This window comes from Sinomonas albida (assembly GCF_004919045.1).
GTDB classification, from domain to species: Bacteria; Actinomycetota; Actinomycetes; order Actinomycetales; family Micrococcaceae; genus Sinomonas; species Sinomonas albida.
The window spans coordinates 70714-94365 of the sequence record NZ_SWDW01000001.1 but is presented as its reverse complement, the minus strand read 5'-3'; the positions used below and the strand labels follow the sequence as shown (position 1 = coordinate 94365).

Below are 23652 nucleotides of genomic sequence, written 5' to 3'. Positions count from 1 at the left end.
GTGCTAACCCGCTGGAAGAAGGCGTCGCTGCGCTCGCAGCTCGTCGCCATCATGATGGTGCTCCTTACCGCGGCGATCGTCTTCACGAGCGCGGGCACCCTCACCCAGCTGCACACCTTCCTGGTGAGCCAGGTCGACGCGAAGCTCCTAGACGCCTCCGACTATGCGCGGCAGAACCAGGACATCGACCTCCTCACCACGCCCAACCCGATCCTGCCGTCCGACTACACGCTCGTGCTCTACACGGCCGGGGCGCCCCCGCGGATCTACCCGGTTCCGAACACCAACGAGGTGCGGCCCGACGTCCCCGCCCTCACAGCGGACCAGGCCCAGGAGATGCAGGCGAGCCAGACCATCCGGCAGGCCAACGGCACCGACCACGACTCGGACTGGCGGTACATCGCGATCCCCGTGCGGATCACGAGCACCGGCGAACGCGCCGCGATGCTCATCGCGCTCCCGCTCACGAGCGTCGACGACGCGATGAACCACACGCTCCTGCTCGAGATCGTGGTGGGCGTGCTCGCGCTTGCTGTCGTGTTCTTCGTGGCCTCGTGGACCGTGACGCGGGCGTTCCGTCCGCTCCGCCGGGTCGAGAAGACCGCGGCCGCGATCGCGGCCGGCGACCTGTCGCAGCGCGTCGACGAGGAGGCCCCCGGCACCGAGCTCGGGCGGCTCTCCTCGTCGCTCAACGCGATGCTCGCGCACATCGAGCGGGCGTTCCAGGACCGGACCGAATCCGAGGCGCGCATGCGCCGCTTCGTGTCCGATGCCTCGCACGAGCTCCGGACGCCGCTCGTGACGATCCGCGGGTTCTCCGAGCTGTACCGGCACGGGGCGCTCGCGACGGCGGACGACGTCGGGACGGCCATGGGCCGGATCGAGAGCGAGGCGAAGCGCATGGGCACCATGGTCGAGGACCTGCTGACGCTCGCACGCATCGACGAGCAGCGCCCCGTGGTCCTCCGACCGGTGGACCTGCTGCCCATCGGGCACGACGCCGTCGTGGATACGCAGGCGTCCGCCCCGGACCGGAGCGTGCGGCTCGTGGGCCTCTCTGACGGGCACGGACCGGCCGCCGCGCCGGCGCTCGGCGACGAGGGGCGGCTGCGGCAGGTCGTCGGGAACCTCGTGGGCAATGCCCTCGCCTACACGCCGGCCGGGACCCCGCTCGAGATCGCCGTGGGCACGAGGCACGACGGCGATCGGCGCCTCTCCGTGCTGGAGCTGCGGGACCACGGGGCGGGCATCTCCGAGAAGGACTCCCCCAAGATCTTCGAGCGCTTCTACCGCGCGGACACGTCGCGCACGCGCGAGACCGGCGGCACGGGGCTCGGGCTCGCCATCGTCGCGGCAATCGTCGGGGCGCATGGCGGGCACGTGCGCCATCGCGCCACGCCGGGCGGCGGGGCGACGTTCGTGATCGAGCTGCCGTTCAAGCCCATTCCCGAACCTCCCGCGGAGCCGCCCAAGGTCGGCCGCGTCCCGCTTGCGGGGCCCGAGGCAGCGTCTTCAATTCACCCCGACCGGTCTGCACCCCGCTGAGTTCTTCACATACGACGGCGGCCGGCTGCCGTGGGCGCGCGGGCGTCCCTAGGCTCGTGGTGACGTCGGGCAGGGGGCCCGCCCGCATGAGGGGGATGCATCATGGCTGTGCTGAGGGCCGACACCGAACACATGGACGCGAGCGCCCAGAGGGTCGCCGCGACGATTGAGAGCCTGAGGGCCGAAGTCCTGGGCATGCGGGGAGCCCTCGAGGATCTCCAGGGCAGCTGGCAAGGGCAGGCCGCGACCAACTTCCAGGCCGTCGTGGCGCAGTGGGGAGTTGCGGAGACCCAGGTGCACACGACGCTCGACGCGATTGCGGCCGCGCTCCGGCACGCGAGCTTGGCCTACTCCGAGGTCGAGGGGAGCAATGCCCGGCTGTTCCAGTAGCCTCGGCCCGAGGGCGGGGCCGGGCTGTGAAGCGGACGCTGCGCTGGCGTGTCGGCGGTGTCTGGCAGGATGGTCGGCATGACGATCACCGCCGCCGCAGACGGCTCCGCCCTCGGCAATCCCGGCCCTGCCGGATGGGCCTGGTACGTGGATGAGGACACCTGGCACGCTGGAGGATGGCCTCACGGCACGAACAACCAGGGCGAGCTCATGGCGGTGCTCGACCTATTCCGTGAAACCGCACATGTGCCCGAAGAGCCTCTGCGGATCCTGTGCGACAGCCAGTACGTGATCAACTGCGTGACGAAGTGGATGCCCGGCTGGAAGCGTCGCGGATGGAAGAAGGCCGACGGCAAGCCCGTGCTCAACGTCGAGCTCCTCCGGCAGATCGATCAGGAGCTCGCGGGCCGCTCCTACACCTTCGAATGGGTCAAGGGCCACGCCGGGCACTCTCTCAACGAGGCCGCAGACCAGCGGGCACGGGCGTGCGCTACGGCGTATCAGGCCGGGGTCGCGCCCGTGGAGGGCCCCGGCTTCGAGGGCGGTCCTTCGGCCGATCCTGCCGAAGTCCGAGCCCCCGCCGCGCCGTCAGGGGCCAGGAGCGTCCAAGGGCCGGCCGCAGCCACGGCTGTTGCACCCGCTGGTTCCAGAGCGGTCGCCACGCGAGTCCAGGACCGAACGGCTGCGCCGCAGCCCGAGCACGAGATTGAGCCGGTCCAGGAGGAACTGTTCGGGGATCTTCCGGTGAGTGACGGGCCCGTCGAGGGGACGTTCCCGGGTCATTTAGATCTGGACGCGGCCATCGAGCTCGAGCAGGAACTCCTCGACCCGGAGACCCGCGCGGACTTCGGGCAGCTCGCGTACCTTCTCCACCCCGAGTATCGCGAAATCGGGCAGTCGGGCCGCCTCTGGAACCGCGACGAGATCGTGGACGCCCTGGTCCAGAACCCGGATCTGAGCGTCTCGTTCGAGCTCCTCGACGCCACACCGCTCGGTCCCGACCTCATCCAGCTTGTCTACCGGACCCAGAGTGCCGAAGGTTCCTGCCTCCGCAGCTCTCTGTGGCAGCGCGTGGACGGCCGCTGGCGCCTCCGCTTCCATCAGGGGACGCCGGAGGCCTGACGTCTCGGGTACACCAACTCCCCACCCAACCCATCTCGGGTACACCAACTCCCCGCCCCAACCCATCTCGGGTACACCAACTCCCCGCCCCAACCCGTCTCGGGTACACCAACTCCCCGCCCCAACCCGTCTCGGGTACACCAACTCCCCGCCCCAACCCATCTCGGGTACACCAACTCCCCGCCCCAACCCGTCTCGGGTACACCAACTCCCCGCCCGAACCCGTCTCGGGTACACCAACTCCCCCACCCCGGCCCTCTCTGCAGAGCGCCTGTACCCGAGTCTGCTGTGGGGTCGAGTATCTGTACCCGAAACGAAAAGCGGCGGGGCCCCCACCTAAGTGGGGACCCCGCCGTCGTGCTTCACAACCCGTCTCGCGTACCCGAAACACTACTGAGCCGGATTATCTGTACCCGAAACGCTCCTGGGCCGGATTATCTGTACCCGAAACGCTCCTGGGCCGGATTATCTGTACCCGAAACGGTGTGTGGGGGTGGGTGGGTGGGTGGGTGTGGGCTAGAAGCCGCCCATGCCGCCCATGTCGTCGCCGCCCGGCATGGCCGGCGCGTTCTTCTCCGGCTTGTCGGCCACGACGGCCTCCGTGGTGAGGAAGAGGCCGGCGATCGAGGCAGCGTTCTGCAGGGCAGAGCGGGTGACCTTGACCGGGTCGTTGACGCCAGCGGCGAGGAGGTCCTCGTAGACGCCGGTCGCGGCGTTGAGGCCGTGGCCAGCAGGCAGGCCGCGGACCTTGTCCGCGACGACGCCCGGCTCGAGGCCAGCGTTGAACGCGATCTGCTTGAGCGGAGCCTCGATCGCGATCTTCACGATGTTGGCACCGGTCGCCTCGTCGCCCTCGAGCGTGAGGTTCGCGAACGCCTTGGCACCGGCCTGGATGAGGGCCACGCCACCACCGGCGACGATGCCCTCCTCGACGGCAGCCTTCGCGTTGCGGACGGCGTCCTCAATGCGGTGCTTGCGCTCCTTGAGCTCGACCTCGGTGGCCGCGCCCGCCTTGATGACGGCCACGCCGCCGGCGAGCTTGGCGAGGCGCTCCTGGAGCTTCTCGCGGTCGTAGTCCGAGTCGGAGTTCTCGATCTCGGCACGGATCTGCGAGACGCGGCCGGCGATCTGCTCGGCGTCGCCCGCACCCTCGACGATCGTGGTCTCGTCCTTCGTCACGACGACCTTGCGGGCCTTGCCCAGGAGGTCGAGCGTGGCGTTCTCGAGCTTGAGGCCGACCTCCTCGGCGATGACCTGACCGCCGGTGAGGATCGCGATGTCGGTGAGCATGGCCTTGCGGCGGTCGCCGAAGCCCGGAGCCTTGACGGCCACGGACTTGAACGTGCCCTTGAGCTTGTTGACGATGAGCGTCGCGAGGGCCTCGCCCTCGACGTCCTCGGCGATGATGAGGAGCGGCTTGTTGGCCTGCATGACGCGCTCGAGAACGGCGACGAGGTCCTTCACCGAGCTGATCTTCGAGTTCACGATGAGGATGTACGGGTCCTCGAGGACCGTCTCCTGGCGCTCCGCGTCGGTGACGAAGTACGCCGAGAGGTAGCCCTTGTCGAAGCGCATGCCCTCAGTGAGCTCGAGCTCGAGGCCGAACGTGTTCGACTCCTCGACGGTGATGACACCCTCCTTGCCCACCTTGTCGAGGGCCTCGGAGATGAGCTCGCCGATCTGGGTGTCGCCGGCGGAGATGGACGCGGTAGCGGCGATCTCCTCCTTGGTCTCGATCTCCTTGGCGGACTCGAGCAGCTCGGACGTGACGGCGTCGACGGCCTTCTCGATGCCGCGCTTGAGCGACAGCGGGTCGGCGCCGGCGGCGACGTTGCGGAGGCCTTCCTTGACGAGGGCCTGGGCGAGGACGGTGGCGGTCGTGGTGCCGTCGCCAGCGACGTCGTCCGTCTTCTTGGCGACCTCCTTGACGAGCTCCGCGCCGATCTTCTCGTACGGGTCGTCGAGCTCGATCTCCTTGGCGATCGAGACGCCGTCGTTCGTGATCGTGGGGGCGCCCCACTTCTTCTCGAGGACGACGTTGCGGCCGCGCGGGCCGAGGGTGACCTTGACAGCATCGGCCAGCGTGTTCAGGCCGCGCTCGAGGCCGCGACGGGCCTCTTCGTCGAATGCAATGATCTTGGCCATGACGGCTATCTGTCCTTTCGGGACGGTGTGTGGTGAGCGCACCCGCTGCAGCGCCCGCGACGGCCGGCGCCCGCTTCCCGTCCATTCCCGGTCGGCTGACGCCTCACCCCAGCGAGGTGTTCCCTTCCCCCCGCGGACGACGACGGCCTGCCGGGCCGTGCGGCCCCGCCGGCTTAGCAGTCTTCCCGTGGGAGTGCTAGGTCAATAATTAGCACTCGGCACCGTCGAGTGCAAGCGCGCAGCTCGGGTTCTGCCGGTTGCGAAGCCCAGAACTCAGCGCGCCACGGCTTGGGTGCCCGCCTGCCGCGCGGTGTTGTCCGCGCTGTACCGGAAGACGGTGAAGTTCGCGGTCGTGACGCCCCCATCCTGGTCGAACGCGATGAGCCCTGACTGGCCGTCGTAGTCGATGGGCGTGCCCTTCGACTCGAGGGCGAGGCAGTCTGCCAGGACAGTGCACTTCTGGCGCTTGCCTGGATCCGTGACACCGGGCGTGCCGCCCGAAACGGCGATGAGGTGCGACGCGATGGAGGGGCCGCCGTCGTCCTGCGCGGCTCCCGCGGCGAGGATCGCGAGGGCCGCCGCATCGTACGCCTCGGGGGCGAACGTCATGTCGATGAGGCTGGGCGCCTGCTTGAGCATGTCCGTCTGGAAGGCCGCGCTCGGGTAGAGCCCGGGCACGAGGCCGCGCGCCCCATCGAGAGCGCCGCTCGCGAGGCCAGAGGCGTACTTTGCGATGAGCCCGTCAGAGAGCACGAGCTTCGAGCCGGGGACCCCGGCGTCGTGCACCTGGGCGAGGACCGCCTGGGGATCGTCCCGCGCGACGACGATGACGGCGTCGGCCCCCGCGGCGAGCGCCGCGGAGGCTGCCGCCCGCGCGTCGTGCCCGGTGAATTCGCCGCTGCCGGCTTCCGCCATGCCGGAGGCCGTCGCGGACGACGACGCGACGCCTCCCACCACTTGACCGTACGAGCCCTTCTGCCGCAGCACCGCGACGCGCTTCGCGTTCCCGGACTTCGCGACCGCCGCGAGGGCCGCGCCTTCCGACGACTCGGTCGGCGAGGTCCGGAAGTAGTACCCGCCGCTCGGGTAGTTGGAGAGCTCGTCGTCGAAGTTGGCGGGCGAGATGAGGACCGTCTTGGCCTTGTCGAGCACGTCGATCGCGCCCGCGGCGTGGCTCGAGTCGGTGGGGCCGATGACCACGTCCGCCTTCGCCGCGACGAGCTGCCGCGCGGCTTCCGCGGTGTCCGTCGACGGCGCGGGAGGGATGAGCTCGATCGGCCGGCCCTTGTGGCCGCCGGCGAGGTTGGCCTGCTGGACCGCGAGCTCGACCGCCGCCCGCTGGGCGTCGTTGAGATAGACCTGACTCCCCGAGTTGTCGAGGAGCAGGCCGACGCGCAGCACGCCGTCGCCCGACGCCTCGGTGTGCGCGAGCCGGGCGTTCCCGGCCCCGGCGCCGCACGCCGCGAGCCCCACGGCCAGCCCCGCCGCGACCGCGGCAAGTGTCCCGCGCCGAGGCGCGGGACGGGCGAGCCGGGAACGGGACGTCACTAGCCCGTGTACCCCGGCCCGACGACGGCCGCGAGGGGGTAGCCGAGCTGCTGCGCCTGCAGCACTGTCGCGATGCCGAGATCCGCCGCGAGGGCCTGGGCGGACGCCTTCTGGCTCGCGTCCTTGTAGAACACGACCGATGAGGAGACCGGCGATCCGGTCCAGTTGCCCACGCCGCCCACGGTCCAGCCCGCGTTGCGCGCCGCGGTCGCGGCGCGGTTGCCGAGGCCCGCGGTGCTTGTCGCGTTGTAGATGCCGACCGCGAGGGTCTTGTCAGCCTGCACGGGCGCCGACTGCGTGGGGGTGGGGGTGGACGACGGCGCCGTCGTGGGGGTCGGCGTCGCCGAGGGCGCGGCCGGGGCAGGGGCCGAGGACGACCCGCCCGCCGTCGGCCCCGTCGTCGCGGACGAGCCGAGGAGCTTGGGGACGATGAAGAGGGCGGCTGCGACGAGGATCACGACAATGGCCGCAGCAATGATCACACCGCCAATGCCCCGGCGGCCGCTCTCGACGGCGCCCTTCGTGCGATGCACGCCCTGGCGGCGCGGGGCCTCGGGCACATCATCGAATTCGTCGCGGGGGTAGTGGCTCATGGCGTGAAGAGTCCTCGTCGAATGCTCAGCTAGGGGGGACCGCGGCAGGCTCAGGCACTGCCGCCCAGGCGACGAGCCGTCCGTGCGCGCTGACGCGACGTCCTTAGTCTACGCAACCTCTTGACCAGCATTGGATCGTGGGCCAGCGCGGCCTCAGTGTCGATCAGTCCATTGAGCAGCTGATAGTAGTGCGTCGCAGAGAGATCGAAGAGCTCGCGGATGGCCTGTTCCTTGGCGCCCGCGTACTTCCACCAGTTGCGCTCGAGGGCCAGGATCTCGACCTCTCGCTCGGTGAGCCCCGCGTCTGCCGGCCGGCTTTCCCCGCCGTGCTCTGGCTCGAGTGCCTCGGCTGCGCCCATGCGCCACTCCCTTCGACTGGATTCCTCCGTGTCGGCTTCACCGCGTACCGGCTCAAACCAGTGTAGGAGCGAACTACACGCTTGTCATTCGTCGTCCCCGCGAGGCTCTGGAAGACTGAGGCGCGTGACCGAGCCCCTGTTCGAGCTCCCAACTCCACCCTCTGGCCCCCGCGGGTCCGGCGGCGCAGCCGCGCGGGCCGAGGCTGGGGCCGGGGCGGCCCCCGGGCCCGAGGAGACCGCCGCGCGTCTCGCCGAGATGGCCGAGGCTCCCCTCGCGGCCCTCGTCCACCCCGAGTGGGCCCACGCACTCGCCCCGGTCGAGGGCGAGCTCCGCCACGCCCTGCGCACCGCGGCCGCCGACGCGGAGGGCGGCGCCAACGTCCTCCCTCCCCCGGACGCCGTCCTCCGAGCCTTCCGCGAGCCGCTCTCCGCCGTCAAGGTGCTCATTGTCGGCCAGGACCCGTATCCGACGCCGGGACACGCCATGGGCCTGAGCTTCTCCGTCGCCGCGGGCGTGCGGCCGCTGCCGCGCAGTCTCGCGAACATCTTCCGCGAGCTCACGGACGACGTCGGGTGCGCGCCGGCCGACGGCGACCTCACCGCGTGGGCCGTCCAGGGCGTGCTCCTGCTCAACCGAGTGCTCACCGTGCGGGCCGGCGAATCGGCGGCGCACCGGCGAGCGGGCTGGGAGGCTGTGACGGACGCGGCGGTGCGCGCCGTCGTCGGCCGTGGACTCCCGCTCGTGGCGATCCTGTGGGGCAGGGATGCCCAGTCGCTGCGCCCCCTTCTCGGCGCGACGTCCGTCATCGCGACGGCCCACCCCTCGCCGCTGAGCGCGTCCCGGGGGTTCTTCGGCTCACGGCCGTTCAGCACCGCCAACTCGCTGCTCGCAGAGCAAGGTGCGTCCCCGATCGCGTGGGCGTGAACGGTTAGGCTGGACCGCATGACTTCAGCCACCACGACCGCGGCACCTGCCAAAAGGCCCCGCCCGACGCTTGATCTCGTCGTCTCGCGGACTGAATGGCTCACGCCGCACCTCGTGCGCGTCGTGGCCGGCGGTCCGGGTTTCGACGCGTTCGAGGACAACGGATTCACCGACAAGTACGTCAAGATCGCCTTCCCCAACGCCCTGCCGGGCGGGGCGTGGCCCGAGGGTCCCGTGGATCTGGGCGCGCTCAAGGAGTCGCTCCCGCGCGAGCAGTGGCCCGTGAGCCGCACGTATACGGTTCGCTCATTCGACGCCGCGGCGCGCGAGCTCGCGATCGACTTCGTGGTGCACGGCGACGAGGGCATCGCCGGGCCGTGGGCCGCGGCGGCCAAGCAGGGCGACCGTCTCGTGGCGACGGGTCCCGGTGGAGGCTACTCCCCCGATCCGAAGGCCAAGTGGCACCTCTTTGCCGGCGACGAGTCGGCGCTGCCCGCGATCGCGGCCGCCCTCGAGGCGCTGCCAGAGGACGCGAAGGGGGTCGCGTTCCTTGAGATCGGCTCGGCCGCTGACGCGCCCGAGCTCACGGCGCCCGAGGGAATCGACATCCGGTGGCTCTCGCGGGACGGCGAGCGCGCCGGCGAGACGCTCGTTCTGGCCGAGGCCATCGCCGAGGCGGAGTGGCCCGCCGGCAGCCCGAGCGTCTTTGCACACGGCGAGCGGGGCGCGATGAAGGAGCTCCGCGCGGTCTTCAAGCAGCGGGACCTGCCGCGCAAGCAGCTCTCGCTCTCGGGCTACTGGGCCCACGGACGCGCCGAGGACCAGTTCCAGGCCGAGAAGAAGCTCCCGGTCGGCCAGATCTGACCCTCGTTCGGGCCTGTCCCCGCCAGCAACCGGCTGGGGTGGCTAGCGGCGGACCGTCCGGCGGCGGCGCTCCACCCCGCCCGCGCTGCGCGTGAACGGCCGCGCGAGGTGATCCCCGAGCACCACGCCGGCGGCCGCCCCGAGGATGATCGCCATGGCCGCGAGCATCCCGCCCGCGCCGGCGGCCGTCTGCGTCGAATCGAGCGTCGCGACGTACATCGACCGGAAGATCGTGAGACCGGGCAGCAGGATGAGCGCCGCGGGCACCGCGACCACGAGCTGCGGTGCCCCCATCCGCAGCGCAATGATCCGCGCGAGGAAACCGATGACGACGGCGCTCGCGGCCGGCGCGATGCGGTCGCCGACGCCGAGGGCCTGGGCGCCCGTGAGCGCGAGGTAGCCGACGAGGCCCACGAAGGCCGTGGGCAGCACGAGGCGCCTGGACGTCTGCTCCGTCACCGCGATGGCCATGACCGACGTCGCGATGAGCAGCACCTGGACCCAATACGGATAGGCGGGCGGGAACGTCTCCGTGACGTCGATCCGGGACACGCCCAACAGCTGCCCGACGAGGAACGCGACCGCGATGCCCGCGACGAGCGCCGCGAACGTCAGGAACGCTGAGAGATACCGGCCCGCGGCGGTCACCGGAAAGCCGTTGATGGCGTCCTGCGTCGCGGAGACGAGCCGTGACGTCGGCAGGAGCAGCAGGATCCCGCCCACCACGACGATCGCCGGGGAGATCGTGACCTTGGCCCAGAACATGAGCAGCGCGAAAAGGGTCACGAGGAAGGCACTTGCGAGCGTGGCGAAGAAGTCCGGGACGCGCATCCGGCCCATCGCGCGGCTCACGAGCGAGACGCCGAGGTTGCTTACGAAGGCCACGAGCGACGCCATGGGACCGCCCCCGAGCACGCCGACGAACAGCGCGGCGAACAGCGAGTACGCGGCCGTCACGGCCCACTTGGGGAACGGCTTCGCGCGGCGCGTGATGGCCTGGAGACGCCGCATCGCCTCGTCGCGTCCAACGCCTCCCGCGGCGATCTCGCTCACGAGCTGGTGCACGAGCGAGAGCCCGGCGTAGTTGCTCGTCCACGAACGCACCACGCGCAGGAGGGTGATGGGCGTCTGATCTCGCGGCGAGTAGTTGATGGCGATCGACTGGTTCGTGATGTCCACCTCGACGTGCTGGAGCCCGAGGGCTGCCGTCACCGCGATCATCGAGGCCTCGACCTCGAGGGCGCCCGCGCCGTACCGGAACATCGTCTCGGCAAGGAGGAGCGTGAAGTCGAGCGTGCGGCGGGCCGACTCGTCGACTTGGCTCACTTGGATCCGCGGGTTTGCGTACGGGCTGCCGGCCAGCCGGTCCACGATGGTGAGCGGCGCCGTCGGAGGGTTCTCGCCCGAGATGAGCCGCCGCAGCACGCGCACGGCCGCGGCGTTGGTCCGCACCTGGGCGGGCGGGATGGGCTTCGTGAGCGGCGTCTCGCCGAACTGCCCCACGGGAAGCGGCAGCGTGTGGAGGGGCCCGGACGCTGCGGGTTGGTCCGGCAGGCTGGGCGACCCATCCGCCGTCGTCAGCTCCGCAGCGTCCGACGGCGCGCGCCCGCCCGGCGTGATCGGCCCGGGGAAGCTGGGTGCCCCGCCCGGCGTCGTCTGTTCTTGGACGCTCGGCGGTGTCACCGCCCCGTCCGGCTTACGTTCGTCGGCCATGTTTCCGGCGCGCCTGTCGACTCCCACGCCTGACTACTTTCCCCCGCCTCGCGGGTCAGTAAAACAACAACTCAGTAAAACTGCTGGCCCGTGCGGCGCGTGTAGAGCTGACGCGCTACACGCTCGCCCGCCGTGTTCCACGCCCTGTAACGGGTCGAGTCAATCACGTAGTCCCACACGCCCACGAAGTCGGTGACCGTCTTCGAGAAGGAGGTCTTGAAGAGGCCGAGCCCGTGGAAGGGGTGCGAGGAGTCCTTGAGCTGGGCCGCGGGCGGGGTACCGCAGAAATCGTATTCGGTGCACCCGAGTGCCTTGACGTCCTGGATCGCGGTCCACTGGACCAGATGCGAATCTCCGTACTGCGTCCGCTTCTGGAGGGAGCCGCCGTCCTTGTACGTGCCCTTGCGGCCGTAGTTGATCACGAACGCGCCGACTGAGGGGCGCCCGTTCTCGTAGACGAAGTACAGGCGGCCCTGCCCCCGCGACGTGAACTCGGTCCAGAACTGCCGGTAGTACTCGAAGCTGCGGACCTGGGCGCCGTTGCGGGACTTCGTGGTGAGCGTGCCGGTCATGAGCGCGTGCATGGTCCGGTAGTTCTCGAGCGTCGGCTCGGCCACCTCGACGCGGACGCCCTCGCGCTCCGCGCGGCGCACGGCGTTGCGGCCCCGCGAATGGAGGTTGCGCAGGAGCTGATTCGGCTCAGGGCTGATGTCGAGCAGTGCCGTCGAATCGTTCGGCTGAAGGTTGAACGACTTCACGAGGCCCGCACCGGCAAGGACCGCACGGGCTTCCTCGGAGTCCACGATGTCCGGCTCGATCTTGATCGCGAAGACCCGCAGGCGCTCGCTCGCCGCGAACTCCTTGATGGCCTCGAGCGCAGGCGGAACGTCCTGGACCGACGCGACATCCGGGCCCTTGATGAGGTACCACAGGCGGCCGAGCACGGGGAACGACTTCTCGAGCACGAGGTTGTAGCTCGAAGTCCCGCCACTCTCGAGGACGAGGTAGCGGACGTCCCAGCCGAAGTTCTGCTTGACGGCGGCGAACGCCGCCGACTGGAGCAGATTTCCGCCGTTCGGATTGGCCGTGACGTGCTCGTCCCAGCTCTCGATCTCATCCGGGGTCGCGAAACGCGCGGTAAAGCTGCTCAAGGGGGCTGCATCCCTTCGTCGAGGTCTCGGGGCCGAAAAACAGTCTAATCGCCGCACGGCGGACGGTTTACGACCTCCCAGCTGGGTAGGGACCGGGTATGGCTAATGACATCAGCGGAAAGAGAGTGGCGTTCCTCCTGACCAGCGGAGTCGAGCAGGTGGAGCTGACGGAGCCTTGGCGGGCGGTCCAGGAGGCTGGCGGGCACCCCGTCCTCGTCTCCCCCACGGACGACCGAATCACCGCGATGCAGCACGACTGGGAGCACGGGGATTCCTTCCCCGTCGACCTCCCGCTCTCCGAGGCGAGGGCCGAGGACTTCGACGCGCTCGTGCTGCCGGGCGGGACCGTGAACGCGGACCGGATGCGGCTCGAATCGCTCGCGGTGGCCTTGGTTCGGTCCTTCGCGGACGCCCGGAAGCCCATCGCGGCTATCTGCCACGGGCCGTGGATCCTCATCGAGGCGGGGATCGTGGCGGGCCGCGAGATGACCTCCTACCCGTCGCTTTCGACCGACCTCCGGAATGCGGGCGCCGACTGGGTGGACCGCGAGGTCGTCACCGACCGTGGCCTCACCACGTCGCGCAACCCCGATGACCTCCCGGCGTTCTGCGAGAAGATGCTCGAGGAGATCTCCGAGGGCATCCATGCGCGGCGGTGACGCCGTGGCAGGCGGCGGCCGCGCGCCGTCGTCCGTGCTCGCCTAGCACTCCACGACGTTGACGGCGAGGCCGCCCATCGCGGTCTCCTTGTACTTGCTGCTCATGTCCTTGCCGGTTTCGCGCATGGTCACGATGACCTCGTCGAGCGAGACCCGGTGGGTGCCGTCCCCCCAGAGCGCCATCTTCGCGGCGTTGATGGCCTTCGCCGCGGCGATCGCATTGCGCTCGATGCACGGCACCTGCACGAGGCCGCCGATCGGATCGCACGTGAGGCCGAGGTTGTGCTCCATCGCGATCTCGGCGGCGTTCTCGACCTGGGCCGGGGTGCCGCCCATGACCTCGGCGAGCCCCGCGGCGGCCATGGACGACGCCGACCCCACCTCGCCCTGGCAGCCCACCTCCGCGCCGGAAATCGAGGCCTGCTCCTTGTAGAGCACGCCCACGGCGCCTGCGGCGAGGAGGAAGCGGACCACAACGTCGTCCTTGTCGGCTTGAGTCGCGTTGTCCATCCCGGGGGCGTAGTTGAGCGCGTAGTAGAGGACCGCGGGAATGATCCCGGCGGCGCCGTTCGTCGGCGCGGTGACGACGCGGCCGCCCGACGCGTTCTCCTCGTTGACGGCGAGCGCGATGAGGTTGACCCATTCCTGCCAGTAGATCGGGTCGCGGTCCTTGTCCTCCTTGAGGAGCCGCTCGTGCCAGTCGGGCGCACGACGGCGGACCTTGAGTCCCCCGGGCAGGAGCCCCTCCCGCTTCAGGCTGGATTCGACGCACGCCTCCATGACCCGCCAGATGTGGAGGAGCCCCTCGCGGATCTCCTCCTCCGTGCGCGAGGCCCTCTCGTTGACGAGCATGATGTCGCTGATCGAGAGGCCCTTCGAGGCGCAGCGGCCCAACAGCTCGGCGGCCGTGCGGAACGGGAGCGGAAGCTCCTTCTTGGACTCGTCGAGCTCCTTCTGGGCCGCCGCCTCCTCGCCCTCCCGGACAATGAAGCCGCCTCCCACCGAGAAGAAGGTGGCGTCGTGCAGGACTGGGCCGCCGCCGTCGGCCGTCTCGCCCTCCGGCGCGCTCGCGCCGTAGACGCGGAACCGCATCCCGTTCGTGTGCCGCGGCAGGACGGTGAGGGGGTGAAGGACCATGTCCTCCACGCCGTACTCGAGCTCTCGGCCTCCCGCGAGGTTGAGCTGGCCGGTCTCGGCGATGGCCCCGAGGCGCTCCTCGACCTGCTCGGGCAGGATCTCCTCCGGCTCGAAGCCCTCGAGGCCAAGGAGCACGGCTGTGAACGTCCCGTGCCCTCGGCCCGTCGCGGCGAGCGAGCCGTAGAGGTCCACGCGAAGGCTCGCGACCTCCTCGAGAAGGCCGCGCTCGTGCAGCTCGCGGGCGAACACCGCGCCGGCCCGCATGGGGCCCACGGTGTGGGAGCTCGAGGGGCCGATGCCCACTGAGAACAGCTCGAAGACGCCGACGGCCATGCCGGGATTCCTTCCTGAGTCAATTATCGTTCCGCTGCGCGGACCTTGCGGGGATGCGGGGTCCAAGTGAGGACGGGACCCCGCAACCCGCCGGACGGGACCCCGCAACCGGCCGGACGGGACCCCGCAACCGGCCGGACGGGACCCCGCAACCCGCCGGACGGGACCCCGCAACCCGCGCCGGTCAGGCGAGGTTCGCGACGCCGGGGTACAGCGGGTGGGCCGCGGCGAGGGCGTCGACGCGGGCCTTGAGCGGAGCCACGTCCTCGTCCGGACCCGCGATGAGTGCCGAGGCAATGACGTCCGCGACCTCGCGGAACGCCGCCTCGCCGAAGCCGCGCGTCGCGAGCGCGGGCGTGCCGATCCGCAGGCCCGAGGTGACCATCGGCGGGCGCGGGTCGAACGGGACGGCGTTGCGGTTCACCGTGATGTCGATCGCGGCGAGCCGATCCTCGGCCTGCTGCCCGTCGAGCTCGGCGTCGCGAAGGTCCACGAGCACAAGGTGCACGTCCGTGCCGCCTGAGACCACGCCGATGCCCTTGGCCTTGACGTCCTCTGCGGTGAGTCGCTCCGCGATGATCTTCGCGCCCGCGAGGACGCGCTCCATCCGCTCGCGGAACTCGGCCGAGGCCGCGACCTTGAACGCGACGGCCTTGCCCGCGATGACGTGCTCGAGCGGCCCGCCCTGCTGGCCCGGGAACACCGCGGAGTTGATCTTCTTGGCGATGTCAGCGTCATTGGTCAGGATGATGCCGCCGCGCGGGCCCGCGAGGGTCTTGTGCGTGGTCGACGTCGTGACGTGGGCGTGCGGGACCGGGCTCGCGTGCAGACCAGCGGCGACGAGGCCCGCGAAGTGGGCCATGTCCACCATGAGATACGCGCCGACCTCGTCGGCGATCCGGCGGAACTCGGCGAAGTCGAGCTCGCGGGCGTACGCGGACCAGCCCGCGACGATGAGCTGCGGCCGGTGCTCGAGGGCGAGCCGCTCGACCTCGGCCATGTCGATCCGGTGGTCGTCCTCGCGGACCTGGTACGGGATGACGTTGTAGAGCTTGCCGGAGAAGTTGATCTTCATGCCGTGCGTGAGGTGGCCGCCGTGGGCGAGGTTGAGGCCCATGATCGTCTCGCCCGGCTTGAGCAGGGCGTGCATCACGGAGGCGTTCGCCTGCGCGCCCGAGTGGGGCTGCACGTTCGCGAACTCGGCGCCGAAGAGGGCCTTGACGCGCTCGATCGCGAGCCGCTCGATGACGTCCACGTGCTCGCAGCCGCCGTAGTACCGGCGGCCCGGGTAGCCCTCGGCGTACTTGTTCGTCAGCACGGAGCCCTGGGCCTGCATGACCGCGAACGCCGTGTGGTTCTCAGACGCGATCATCTCGAGGCCGCCGCGCTGGCGCGCGAGCTCGGCGTCGATCGACGCGGCGATCTCGGGGTCGAGCTCGGCGATGTCCGCGTCGAGGGACGCCGACTTGATCTGCTCGAACTGGCTCTGCTGGACCTGCGATTCCTGCTGGGCCGTGCTCACAGTTCGCCGCCGTTCTTCGACGCGTACTCCTCGGCCGAGAGCAGCGGGCCCTCGGCCGAGACCTCGACCGCGAAGAGCCAGCCGGCTCCGTACGGGTCCTCGTTGACGAGCGCGGGGTTGTCGATCGCCTCCTGGTTGACCTCGACGATCGTCCCGGTCACGGGCGAGTACAGGTCGGAGACGCTCTTCGTGGACTCGATCTCGCCGCACGTCGTTCCGGCGGTCACCTCGCTGCCGACCTCCGGGAGGTCGAGGTAGACGACGTCGCCGAGCGCGTCAGCGGCGACGGCGGAGACCCCGACCTTCGCGGGGCTCTGCTCGACGTCGAGCCACTCGTGCTCCTCCGAATAGCGAAGGCCGGTCTGGACTCTGCTCATGTGGTTCTTCTCCTAGGCTCAACGGCTCCCGCGGCATCGGCGCCGCGGGCTCGGGTGTGGGTGGCGGGGTGTGGATGGCGGGGTATGGGTGGCGGGGTGTGGGTGGCGGGGCGGGTAAGAAGTTGACTACTTCTCGCGCTTGTAGAACGGGAGTGCTACTACCTCGAACGGCTCGGTCTTGCCGCGGAGGTCGACATCGAGCTGCGTGCCGACTTCCGAAAGTTCGACGGCGACGTAGGCGAGCGCGACCGGATAGCCGAGCGTCGGGCTCGGCTGGCCCGAGGTCACCTCGCCGATGGCCTGGCCGTCCTTGAGCACCTGATAGTGCGAGCGAGCCGCTCGCCGCCCGAGGCCGCGAAGGCCCACGAGGCGCCTGCCGCTCGTGGTGCCGGCGCCGTCGTCCTTCTTTGCCTGCAGCGCAGAGCGGCCCACGAAGTCGCCCTCCTTGGTCTTGAGGGCGACGACGCCACCCAGGCCCGCCTCGAACGGCGTGACGTCCCGCGAGAGCTCGTTGCCGTAGAGCGGCATGCCGGCCTCGAGGCGAAGGCTGTCGCGGGAGGCGAGGCCGCACGGCACTAGCCCGCGGCCCTCCCCCGCGGCGCGCACGGCGGCCCAGAGTTCGGCGGCTCGGCCGTTCGCGACGAACAGCTCGAAGCCGTCCTCGCCCGTGTAGCCCGTGCGTGCTAGAAGCACCGGAACCCCGGCAGCCTCGAGCTCGATCGCGGAGTAGTACTTGAGGCCGGTCACGGCGTCGGCATGCTCAGCGGGGACGATCGCGAGCAGGATGTCCTGCGCGTTCGGGCCCTGCACCGCGATGAGCGACGTCTCGGCGCTCGCGTCGCGGAGCGTCACGCCCGCCTCGGCTCCGCGGGCTGCGGCGAACGCGGCGAGCCGCGCCTCGAACTCGGCCGCGACTGTCGGCGCGTTGCCCGCGTTGGGGACCACGAGGTAGTCCTCCTCGGCGACGCGGTAGACGATCAGATCGTCGATGATGCCGCCGTCCTCGGCGCAGATGAGCGAGTACTTGGCCTTGCCGACCGCGATCGCCGAGAGCTTGCCCACGAGCGCGTAGTCGAGGAACGCCCCCGCGCCGGGGCCGGCGACCCAGATCTCGCCCATATGCGAAAGGTCGAAGAGGCCCGCGGCCTCGCGGACCGCGCGGTGCTCGGCGAGCTCCGAGCCGTACTTGAGCGGCATCTGCCAGCCGCCGAAGTCGGTGAAGGTCGCACCGAGCGCCTGGTGCTGGGCGTAGAGCGCGGTGCGCTTCTCCGAGTTGGGCGCGGTGTCGGGCGCGGCTGTGGTGTCAGTGGTCATCCCAGTCTCCGTTTCTGTCGTCGCCGCGCTCAGTGCGCGTCCTCGATTGCCGCTGTGCTTTCCTCGAAGGCTTCGAGGGGAGGGCACGCGCACACGAGGTTGCGGTCGCCCGCAGCCCCGTCGATGCGACCCACCGGGGCGAAGTACTTGTCCTGGCTCGCGGTCTTCCCTGGGAACGCTCCCTGCTCGCGCGTGTACGGGCGCTCCCACTTGCTGCTGACGAGCGCGGCCGCGGTGTGCGGGGCGCGGCGCAGGGGCGAGTCGGCGACCGCGAAGTCGCCGTGGGCCACCTGGTCGATCTCGGCGCGGATGGCGATCATCGCGTCGATGAACCGCTCGATCTCGCCGAGGTCCTCCGACTCGGTGGGTTCGACCATGAGCGTGCCCGCAACCGGGAACGCGAGCGTCGGCGCGTGGAAGCCGAAGTCGATGAGGCGCTTCGCGACGTCCTCGGCCGTGACGCCGGTCTTGGCCGTGAGCTCGCGCAGGTCGAGGATGCACTCGTGCGCCACGAGGCCGCCCTCGCCCGTGTAGAGGACCGGGAAGTGGGGGTCGAGGCGCTTCGCGATGTAGTTCGCCGCGAGGAGCGCCGACTTCGTGGCCTCGGTGAGGCCGTCCCCGCCCATGAGCTTCACGTACGCCCACGAGATCGGCAGGACGCCCGCGGAACCGAAGCGGGAGGCGGACACTGGCAGCGCGGGGTCCTCGCCGCCGTCGTCCGTGTGGCCCGTCCACGTCGCCGCGTCGCCCGGCATGAAGGGCGCGAGGTGCGCGCGGGCCGCGACCGGGCCCACGCCCGGGCCGCCGCCGCCGTGCGGGATGCAGAACGTCTTGTGCAGGTTGAGGTGGGAGACGTCGCCGCCGAACTTGCCCGGCTGGGCGAGGCCCACGAGCGCGTTCATGTTCGCGCCGTCGATGTACACCTGCCCGCCCGCGGCGTGAACCGCGTCGCAGACCTCGCGGACGTCGGCGTCGTACACGCCGTGCGTGGACGGGTAGGTGATCATGATCGCCGCGATGCGGCCGGCGTTCGCCTCGATCTTGGCGGCGAGGTCGGCGTGGTCGATCGTGCCGTCCGAAGCGGTCGCAACGACCACCACCTTCATGCCGGCGAGGACCGCCGAGGCCGCGTTCGTGCCGTGGGCCGAGGCAGGGATGAGGCACACGTCGCGCTGGCTCTCGCCGCGCGAGTGGTGGTAGCCGCGGATCGCGAGGAGGCCCGCGAGTTCGCCCTGCGAGCCCGCGTTCGGCTGGATCGAGACCTGGTCGTAGCCCGTGATGGTCGCCAGATCCTGCTCGAGGTCGGCGATGAGCTCGCGCCAGCCCTCGGTCTGCGTGTCCGGCGCGAACGGGTGGATGCCAGCGAACTCGGGCCACGTGATGGCCTCCATCTCGACGGCGGCGTTGAGCTTCATGGTGCACGAGCCAAGCGGGATCATGGTGCGGTCCAGCGCGAGGTCGCGGTCCGAGAGGCGGCGCAGGTAGCGCATCATCTGGGTCTCGGAGCGGTGCGCGTGGAAGACGGGGTGCTGGAGGTAGAGGCTCGTCCGGTGGACGGCAGGCTCGAGCCCAAAGCGCTCGCCTGTCGGGACGTCCGCTGCGTCGCCCGCGGGGCCCGCGCCGAAGACGCCGGCGATCGTGGCGACGACGTCCGCCGTCGTCGTCTCGTCGCAGGAGATCCCCACCGTGTCCGCGTCAACGAGGCGGAGGTTGATGCCCTTGGCCTCCGCCGCGGCCACGAGCGACGCCGCGCGGCGCGGGACGCGGGCGGTGACGGTGTCGAAGAAGCTGCGGTGCGCCACCTCGATTCCCGCCGACTCGAGCGCCGCGGCGAGCGTGCGAGCGTGGCCGTGAGCGCGCTCGGCGATGGCCTTGAGGCCTTCCGGGCCGTGGTAGACGGCGTACATCGACGCGACGATCGCGAGGAGCGCCTGGGCCGTGCAGATGTTCGAGGTCGCCTTCTCGCGCCGGATGTGCTGCTCGCGGGTCTGGAGCGCCAAGCGGTAGGCGGGGCGGCCGGCGTCGTCCTTGGAGACGCCCACGAGGCGCCCCGGGAGCTGGCGTTCGAGGCCCTTGTGCACGGACATGAAGGCCGCGTGCGGGCCGCCGTAGAAGAGGGGGACGCCGAAGCGCTGGGCGCTGCCGACCGCGATGTCCGCGCCCTGCTCCCCGGGGGACTTGATGAGGGTGAGCGCGAGGAGGTCCGCGGCGACCGTGACCATCGCACCGCGCTCCTTCGCCGCGGCGATGAGCCCGCTCGCGTCCGCGACGAGGCCCGATACGCCGGGCTGCTGGATGACGACGCCGTTGATCGGCCCCTCCGGCAGGCCCTTGGACAGGTCCGCGACCTCGACCTCGAAGCCGAGCGCGCGGGCCCGGCCCACCACGATCGCGATGGACTGCGGGAACAGCTCGGAGTCCAGAACCGTCTTCCCGGGACCCGCGTTCTTGTCCTTGTTCGCCCGGCGCATGAGGAGCACGGCCTCCATGACGGCCGTCGCCTCGTCGAGGAGCGACGCGTTCGCGATCGCCAGGCCCGTGAGGTCTTCGACCGCCGTCTGGAAGTTCAGGAGCGCCTCGAGGCGGCCCTGCGAGATCTCCGGCTGGTACGGCGTGTAGGCCGTGTACCAGGCCGGGTTCTCGACGATGTTGCGCCGGATGACGGCGGGGGTCACGGTGTCGTAGTAGCCCTGGCCGATCATTTGGACGCGAGGCTTGTTCTTGGCCGCGAGGACGCGCAGGGCCGAGAGGGCCTCCGTCTCGCTCAGGGCGGCGGAGAGGGTGAGCGGCGCGTCCTGCTTGATGCTGTCCGGCACCGCGCTCGCGGCGAGGGCGTCGGCGCTGTCGTAGCCAATCGCGTTCAGCATGTGCTTGATGTCTTCGTCGCGACGGGCACCGATGTGCCGATCAACGAAGGCTGCGGGAACTGCGTGGTCCGTCACGGGGGAACTCCATCACTCAGGCCGCGCGGGAGCGGCATGGACTCGTTCCTCCCCGCTCTGTATCGAACCTGAGAGATTCCGCCGGCCCGTCAGGGGCCGGCTTGCACCGTCGGTGAGCCCGTGAGGGCTGCTTTCCAGAGGCGCCTTGCCGCAGCGGTACAGGTGCCTGAGAGATTCCTGGGGAGGTGTTGCTCCTACGGCGCCTGCTTGCTCATGCTCGCAGGACTCTCCCGCCGCAGATCAGAGGCTTGTTCAGTTGTTGTGGGCACGGTGTGGTGCCGCACAGGCCAATTCTGCTATGCCGGGGGTCACAGGGCAAACGGGAGTTCCACCGCGCTCCGAGTGTGAATACGCAACACTTTTGCATCCTAATTCAAGTTAGCTTAGGCTCACCTTGCCTGAGGCCCCTCGGGCGCCCCGCCCGGACACCCGAGGTTCCTATGACCGCGCCCGCTGTCTCTCCAGCACGCCCCGCCCAGGGCGCGCCAACCCGACCCCAGCCCACCCAGGCCGGTCCCCCGGCAACGATGGACGACGCCGTTGCCGCCTACCACGAGTACGTCGCCGAGCGTCTGACGGAGCTTCGCCAGCACGTGCTCGCCTTGCGCGCGAACGTCGGGAACGGGGACGTCGACTCGGCGATGCAGGCGTGGCTTGACGCGCAGCAGGCCTGGCAGAGCGTGGGGGCCGCGTACGGCAGCTTCGGCGACCTGGGCAGCGCGATCGCTCCCGGCTCACGCGGCCTCGAGGACGGTGCCGCGAACCCCGACTTCACGGGACTCCGCCGGATCGAGTACGGCCTCTGGCATGGCCAGGGCGCGGGCGAACTGATCCCCGTCATCGACAAGCTCCTCACGGACGTCGACGCGCTCGAGGCCAAGCTCCCCGAGACAGCCGTCGCGCCCTCCGACATGCCGCTGCGGCTCCACGAGATCCTCGAGGACACGCAGCGCGACCACCTCTCCGGCCGGGGAGACCAGGGCTCGGGGCTCGCGCTCGCGCTGGCCCGAGCGGACGTCGACGCCACCCAAGAGGTGCTCGACATGCTCCGTGGGCTGCTCGACAACCTCAAGTCCGGCTTCCCCGCCAGGCTCGACGGCGAGCTCGCCGCGCTCAGGGCCGCCATCGACGCCACCCAGAAGGACGGCGCGTGGACCGACTACGCCAAGGTCGCGCTCGCCGAGCGCCAGGCAGTCAACGCGGCGCTCGGGCGCGCCCTCGAATCCCTCTCGCTCGTCCCGCCGCTCTTCTCGACCGACTGACCAGAAAGCAGCCATCATGCAGCTCCAACGACGTTCCTTCCTCATCGGCGCAGGCGGCGCCGCGGCCAGCGGGCTCCTCTCCGCCACCGCGGTCCGGGCGGATGACGCACCCGAGGCGAGCTCCGACGTCGTCGGTTTCCTCGGCGAGAACCAAGCGGGCGTTTACCGCCCCGCCTCCCAGCAGCAATCGGCGTGCTTCGCGGCGTTCAAGGTGCTGAGCCGCGACACCGCGGAGCTCAAGGCGCTCCTGCAGAAGCTCACGGTCAAGGCAACGATCCTCGGCGGCGGCCACGGGGCCGGCGATGCCTTGCCGTCGAGCGAGCTGAGCGGCGTGGACGGTGCGCCGCCGGTGAACTCAGGCGTCATGGGCGAGGACATCGCGGCGGCGAACTTCACGCTCACGCTCGGGCTCGCCGCGAGCCTCTTCGACAGCCCGGTGTTCGGGCTCGCCGCGAAGAAGCCGAAGGGCCTCACGGACATGAAGGTGTTCCCGAAGGACCAGATCGAGGAGGAGTGGACCGGCGGCGACCTCATCCTCCAGCTGTGCGCGGACTCGACCGACATGGTCCACTACGCGCTGCGCGACATCATGAAGGCGACGCGCGGCCAGCTCCAGCTGCAGTGGAAGATCAACGGCTTCCACAACCGCCCGCGGCCGGACGGCGCTCCCCGCAACCTGTTCGGCTACAAGGACGGGATCGTCAACCCGGCCCAGGACGAGCAACTCGTGTGGATCCGCGGCGGCTCGGGGCAGCCGTCGTGGGCCGAGGGCGGCACGTTCATGGTGGTGCGGATCATCCGCATGCTCGTCGAATTCTGGGACCGGGTGGGCCTCGGCGAGCAGGACAACATGATCGGCCGCCATCGCGCGAGCGGGGCGCCCTTGGGGAAGAGCAAGGAGACGGATACGCCGGACTACGCGTCCGACCCCCACGGCGAGACGGTCCCCCTCAACGCCCACATCCGGCTCGCGAACCCGCGCACGCAGGAGACCTCCGGTTCGCGCATGCTGCGCCGCGGCTACAACTACGAACTCGGAGTGGACCTCAACGGCAACATGCAGGCCGGGCTCATCTTCACGAGCTTCCAGCAGAACATCCAAGAGCAGTTCGAGGCCACGCAGACCCGCCTCGCGAACGAGCCCATGACCGACTACATCGAGCCGTTCGGCGGCGGGTACTTCTTCGTGGTCCCGGGCGTCCAGAAGGACGGTGGCTTCCTTGGCGAGGGACTCTTCGCCTAGGGCTCTCCTCTCGTGCCCACTGAGGGTGGGCACGCAGGAACATCCGTTAGGCGGGTACGCGCTCGACGTACGCCGCAAGGCCGTCGAAGAGCAACCGCGTGCCCTCCTCGCGGAGAGCCGGGTCCTCGTGCCCGTCGAGGAACACGCCGTGCTCCGTGAGCGTGAGGCGCGTGGCCTCATCCTCAGGCTCGAACTCGAACGTAGCGAGGGAGACGGAGAGCTTCACGCCCTTGTGGTGCATCTCGTAGGTGTAGACGATCCGCTCGCTGGGGACGATGTCGTAGTAGTGGGCGTAGAACTCACTCCGATCGCCGTCCGGAGTCTCCCCGACGTTGACCTCCGATCCGCCGGGCCGGAAGTCGAACGTGGCCTCGACCTGGGTCCAGCCGTCGGGACCGGCGAACCACTGCTTCTTCTGCTCAAGGTCGGCGAAGGCCTGGAACACGCGCGACGGCGGCGCCGCGATGACGCGCTCGACGGTGAACGTGGATTGGATCTGCTGGCTCAT

Annotated in this window: 20 protein-coding genes and 2 riboswitches; of the genes, 8 read left to right on the top strand and 12 right to left on the bottom strand. The window is 70.2% G+C overall.

Annotated features, from left to right (window positions below; genetic code table 11):
* The 3 genes from E6A26_RS00435 (at position 1) to E6A26_RS00425 (ending at position 3057) form a co-directional block, all read left to right on the top strand.
* Complete coding sequence (locus E6A26_RS00435; RefSeq protein WP_136609221.1) at positions 1 to 1545, top strand: sensor histidine kinase; 1545 nt, start codon at positions 1 to 3, stop codon at positions 1543 to 1545.
* Positions 1546 to 1647: 102 nt separating this feature from the next.
* Positions 1648 to 1935 carry a WXG100 family type VII secretion target gene (locus E6A26_RS00430; RefSeq protein ID WP_136609220.1) on the top strand — a complete coding sequence of 96 codons (288 nt, stop codon included), beginning with the start codon at positions 1648 to 1650 and terminating at the stop codon, positions 1933 to 1935.
* Between the two features lie 78 nt (positions 1936 to 2013).
* Entirely contained in the window at positions 2014 to 3057 is a 1044-nt protein-coding gene (locus tag E6A26_RS00425; RefSeq protein ID WP_136609219.1) for a ribonuclease HI family protein, read from the top strand.
* A gap of 516 nt (positions 3058 to 3573) precedes the next feature.
* Here the strand turns inward: E6A26_RS00425 and groL are convergent.
* The 4 genes from groL to E6A26_RS00405 all read right to left on the bottom strand — a co-directional run bounded on the left by groL (position 3574) and on the right by E6A26_RS00405 (position 7702).
* The gene (gene groL / locus E6A26_RS00420) at positions 3574 to 5202 is read right to left on the bottom strand and encodes a chaperonin GroEL (RefSeq protein ID WP_136609218.1); all 1629 of its coding nucleotides are present in this window, start codon (positions 5200 to 5202) and stop codon (positions 3574 to 3576) included.
* A gap of 273 nt (positions 5203 to 5475) precedes the next feature.
* A complete protein-coding gene (locus E6A26_RS00415; protein WP_136609217.1) occupies positions 5476 to 6750 on the bottom strand; it encodes an ABC transporter substrate-binding protein in 1275 nt (424 codons plus the stop codon).
* Positions 6750 to 7343, bottom strand: coding sequence for a LytR C-terminal domain-containing protein (locus E6A26_RS00410; protein WP_136609216.1), 594 nt, complete (start codon positions 7341 to 7343; stop codon positions 6750 to 6752). Before E6A26_RS00410 ends, E6A26_RS00415 begins: the two co-directional genes overlap by 1 nt.
* Positions 7344 to 7393: 50 nt before the next feature.
* Entirely contained in the window at positions 7394 to 7702 is a 309-nt protein-coding gene (locus E6A26_RS00405) for a DUF3263 domain-containing protein (RefSeq protein ID WP_136609215.1), read from the bottom strand.
* Positions 7703 to 7958: 256 nt separating this feature from the next.
* On the opposite strand from E6A26_RS00405, the gene E6A26_RS00400 reads away from it, so the two are divergent.
* Together E6A26_RS00400 and E6A26_RS00395 are read left to right on the top strand one after the other, a co-directional pair.
* Complete coding sequence (locus tag E6A26_RS00400; protein WP_136609473.1) at positions 7959 to 8627, top strand: uracil-DNA glycosylase; 669 nt, start codon at positions 7959 to 7961, stop codon at positions 8625 to 8627.
* An 18-nt stretch (positions 8628 to 8645) separates the two neighbouring features.
* Positions 8646 to 9491 carry a siderophore-interacting protein gene (locus E6A26_RS00395; RefSeq protein WP_136609214.1) on the top strand — a complete coding sequence of 282 codons (846 nt, stop codon included), beginning with the start codon at positions 8646 to 8648 and terminating at the stop codon, positions 9489 to 9491.
* A 42-nt stretch (positions 9492 to 9533) separates the two neighbouring features.
* On the opposite strand, the gene E6A26_RS00390 is transcribed toward E6A26_RS00395, so the two are convergent.
* Together E6A26_RS00390 and E6A26_RS00385 are read right to left on the bottom strand one after the other, a co-directional pair.
* The gene (locus tag E6A26_RS00390) at positions 9534 to 11204 is read right to left on the bottom strand and encodes a threonine/serine exporter family protein (RefSeq protein ID WP_136609213.1); all 1671 of its coding nucleotides are present in this window, start codon (positions 11202 to 11204) and stop codon (positions 9534 to 9536) included.
* Positions 11205 to 11275: 71 nt separating this feature from the next.
* Positions 11276 to 12355 (bottom strand): lipid II:glycine glycyltransferase FemX, encoded by a 1080-nt coding sequence (locus E6A26_RS00385; protein ID WP_136609212.1) that lies wholly within the window; start codon positions 12353 to 12355, stop codon positions 11276 to 11278.
* A 98-nt stretch (positions 12356 to 12453) separates the two neighbouring features.
* Between E6A26_RS00385 and E6A26_RS00380 the strand changes: the two genes are divergently transcribed.
* Positions 12454 to 13014 (top strand): type 1 glutamine amidotransferase domain-containing protein, encoded by a 561-nt coding sequence (locus tag E6A26_RS00380; RefSeq protein WP_136609211.1) that lies wholly within the window; start codon positions 12454 to 12456, stop codon positions 13012 to 13014.
* Positions 13015 to 13056: 42 nt separating this feature from the next.
* On the opposite strand, the gene E6A26_RS00375 is transcribed toward E6A26_RS00380, so the two are convergent.
* The 5 genes from E6A26_RS00375 to gcvP all read right to left on the bottom strand — a co-directional run bounded on the left by E6A26_RS00375 (position 13057) and on the right by gcvP (position 20639).
* Positions 13057 to 14484: an L-serine ammonia-lyase gene (locus tag E6A26_RS00375; RefSeq protein WP_136609210.1), complete on the bottom strand. Its 1428-nt coding sequence runs from the start codon at positions 14482 to 14484 to the stop codon at positions 13057 to 13059.
* Between the two features lie 184 nt (positions 14485 to 14668).
* A complete protein-coding gene (gene glyA, locus E6A26_RS00370) occupies positions 14669 to 16006 on the bottom strand; it encodes a serine hydroxymethyltransferase (RefSeq protein ID WP_136609209.1) in 1338 nt (445 codons plus the stop codon).
* Positions 16003 to 16383 (bottom strand): glycine cleavage system protein GcvH, encoded by a 381-nt coding sequence (gcvH, locus tag E6A26_RS00365; RefSeq protein ID WP_136609208.1) that lies wholly within the window; start codon positions 16381 to 16383, stop codon positions 16003 to 16005. Before gcvH ends, glyA begins: the two co-directional genes overlap by 4 nt.
* 126 nt (positions 16384 to 16509) lie before the next feature.
* The gene (gene gcvT, locus E6A26_RS00360) at positions 16510 to 17697 is read right to left on the bottom strand and encodes a glycine cleavage system aminomethyltransferase GcvT (protein WP_136609207.1); all 1188 of its coding nucleotides are present in this window, start codon (positions 17695 to 17697) and stop codon (positions 16510 to 16512) included.
* 29 nt (positions 17698 to 17726) lie between these two features.
* Positions 17727 to 20639 (bottom strand): aminomethyl-transferring glycine dehydrogenase, encoded by a 2913-nt coding sequence (gene gcvP, locus E6A26_RS00355; protein ID WP_136609206.1) that lies wholly within the window; start codon positions 20637 to 20639, stop codon positions 17727 to 17729.
* A gap of 55 nt (positions 20640 to 20694) precedes the next feature.
* Positions 20695 to 20779: riboswitch (glycine riboswitch) on the bottom strand.
* Between the two features lie 4 nt (positions 20780 to 20783).
* A riboswitch (glycine riboswitch) is annotated at positions 20784 to 20882 on the bottom strand.
* 284 nt (positions 20883 to 21166) lie between these two features.
* On the opposite strand from gcvP, the gene E6A26_RS00350 reads away from it, so the two are divergent.
* Together E6A26_RS00350 and E6A26_RS00345 are read left to right on the top strand one after the other, a co-directional pair.
* Entirely contained in the window at positions 21167 to 21901 is a 735-nt protein-coding gene (locus E6A26_RS00350) for an EfeM/EfeO family lipoprotein (RefSeq protein WP_168928635.1), read from the top strand.
* A 16-nt stretch (positions 21902 to 21917) separates the two neighbouring features.
* Positions 21918 to 23144 (top strand): Dyp-type peroxidase, encoded by a 1227-nt coding sequence (locus tag E6A26_RS00345; protein ID WP_136609204.1) that lies wholly within the window; start codon positions 21918 to 21920, stop codon positions 23142 to 23144.
* Positions 23145 to 23190: 46 nt separating this feature from the next.
* Here the strand turns inward: E6A26_RS00345 and E6A26_RS00340 are convergent, their stop codons facing one another.
* A complete protein-coding gene (locus E6A26_RS00340; protein WP_136609203.1) occupies positions 23191 to 23652 on the bottom strand; it encodes an SRPBCC family protein in 462 nt (153 codons plus the stop codon).

What these genes read in the sequence shown, in the direction of transcription:
- E6A26_RS00430 (WP_136609220.1), top strand. Translation starts at nt 1,648, where the DNA reads ATGGCTGTGCTGAGGGCCGACACCGAACACATGGACGCGAGCGCCCAG.
- E6A26_RS00425 (WP_136609219.1), top strand. Translation starts at nt 2,014, where the DNA reads ATGACGATCACCGCCGCCGCAGACGGCTCCGCCCTCGGCAATCCCGGC.
- groL (WP_136609218.1), bottom strand. Translation starts at nt 5,202, where the DNA reads ATGGCCAAGATCATTGCATTCGACGAAGAGGCCCGTCGCGGCCTCGAG.
- E6A26_RS00410 (WP_136609216.1), bottom strand. Translation starts at nt 7,343, where the DNA reads ATGAGCCACTACCCCCGCGACGAATTCGATGATGTGCCCGAGGCCCCG.
- E6A26_RS00405 (WP_136609215.1), bottom strand. Translation starts at nt 7,702, where the DNA reads ATGGGCGCAGCCGAGGCACTCGAGCCAGAGCACGGCGGGGAAAGCCGG.
- E6A26_RS00400 (WP_136609473.1), top strand. Translation starts at nt 7,959, where the DNA reads ATGGCCGAGGCTCCCCTCGCGGCCCTCGTCCACCCCGAGTGGGCCCAC.
- E6A26_RS00395 (WP_136609214.1), top strand. Translation starts at nt 8,646, where the DNA reads ATGACTTCAGCCACCACGACCGCGGCACCTGCCAAAAGGCCCCGCCCG.
- E6A26_RS00390 (WP_136609213.1), bottom strand. Translation starts at nt 11,204, where the DNA reads ATGGCCGACGAACGTAAGCCGGACGGGGCGGTGACACCGCCGAGCGTC.
- E6A26_RS00380 (WP_136609211.1), top strand. Translation starts at nt 12,454, where the DNA reads ATGGCTAATGACATCAGCGGAAAGAGAGTGGCGTTCCTCCTGACCAGC.
- E6A26_RS00375 (WP_136609210.1), bottom strand. Translation starts at nt 14,484, where the DNA reads ATGGCCGTCGGCGTCTTCGAGCTGTTCTCAGTGGGCATCGGCCCCTCG.
- gcvH (WP_136609208.1), bottom strand. Translation starts at nt 16,383, where the DNA reads ATGAGCAGAGTCCAGACCGGCCTTCGCTATTCGGAGGAGCACGAGTGG.
- gcvT (WP_136609207.1), bottom strand. Translation starts at nt 17,697, where the DNA reads ATGACCACTGACACCACAGCCGCGCCCGACACCGCGCCCAACTCGGAG.
- E6A26_RS00350 (WP_168928635.1), top strand. Translation starts at nt 21,167, where the DNA reads ATGGACGACGCCGTTGCCGCCTACCACGAGTACGTCGCCGAGCGTCTG.
- E6A26_RS00345 (WP_136609204.1), top strand. Translation starts at nt 21,918, where the DNA reads ATGCAGCTCCAACGACGTTCCTTCCTCATCGGCGCAGGCGGCGCCGCG.
- E6A26_RS00340 (WP_136609203.1), bottom strand. Translation starts at nt 23,652, where the DNA reads ATGAGCCAGCAGATCCAATCCACGTTCACCGTCGAGCGCGTCATCGCG.